The 1,130-nt window shown below is 69.6% G+C and carries 2 protein-coding genes; both read left to right on the forward strand.

Going from position 1 to position 1,130, the window contains the following annotated elements:
- Window positions 1–309 (forward strand): sugar nucleotide-binding protein (locus FHU13_RS27325; protein WP_183438958.1); only part of this gene is annotated, 309 nt, incomplete at its 5' end.
- Between the two features lie 15 nt (window positions 310–324).
- Window positions 325–1,130 (forward strand): glucose-1-phosphate thymidylyltransferase RfbA (gene rfbA, locus FHU13_RS27330; RefSeq protein ID WP_183438959.1); only part of this gene is annotated, 806 nt, incomplete at its 3' end.

The following is a 1,130-nucleotide window of genomic DNA, read 5'->3' on the forward strand; positions in this document are numbered from 1 at the left end:
ACCATCGCCCTGCGGATGGCGGGAGACGAGGCGGCGCCCAGCGGCACCTTCCACTGCGTCAACGACGGCGCGACCACGTGGTGCGACTTCGCCCGCGCGATCGTCGCGGGGGCAGCCAAGCGCGGCGGGCGCTCGGTGCCGGTCGAGGGCATCCCGACCTCCGCCTACCCGACGCCGGCCCGGCGCCCGGCCAATTCCCGCCTCTCCACGCAGAGCCTGACCGACGCCTACGGCATCGCGCCGCGCAGCTGGGAGGCGGCGCTCGACGACATCCTCGACCGGCTGGTCGGGCCGGTTCGCTCCCACTGATCAGGACGTGTTCGTATGAAGGGCATCGTGCTCGCCGGCGGCTCCGGCACAAGGCTCCACCCGGCCACGCTGGCGATCAACAAGCAGCTGCTGCCGGTCTACGACAAGCCGATGATCTACTATCCGATCTCGGTGCTGATGCTGGCCGGCATCCGCGAGATCCTGATCATCTCGAGCCCGGAGCACCTCGGCAACTACCAGCGCCTGCTCGGCACCGGCGAGCAGTTCGGGCTGACCTTCTCCTACGCGGTGCAGCCGCGGCCCGAGGGGCTGGCCCAGGCCTTCCTCATCGGCCGCGACTTCGTCGGCAGCGATGACGTGGCGCTGGTGCTCGGCGACAACCTGTTCTTCGGCAACGGCATGAGCGACCTGCTCGCCAAGGCTCGCGCCCGCAAGAGCGGGGCGACAGTGTTCGCCTACCACGTCGATCATCCGGAGGCCTATGGCGTCGTCACCCTCGACGAGAGCGGCCGCCCGATCCGGCTGGTGGAGAAGCCCAAGACGCCGGAGAGCCCCTGGGCGGTGACGGGCCTGTACTTTTACGACAATCAGGTGCTCGACATCGCCGCCGCGGTGAAGCCCTCGGAGCGGGGCGAGCTCGAGATCACATCCGTCAACCAGGCCTATCTCGAGCGCGGCCAGCTCCATGTCGAGCGGATGAGCCGCGGCTACGCCTGGCTCGACACCGGCACGCACGACAACCTCTTGGAGGCGGGCGAGTTCGTGCGGGTGCTGCAGCACCGGCAGGGGCTACAGGTCGCCTGCCTGGAGGAGATCGCCTACCTGCAGGGCTTCATCGGCCGCGAGCAGCTCCAGGCGCG

The organism is Methylobacterium sp. R2-1 (assembly GCF_014191355.1).
Taxonomy (GTDB): domain Bacteria; phylum Pseudomonadota; class Alphaproteobacteria; order Rhizobiales; family Beijerinckiaceae; genus Methylobacterium.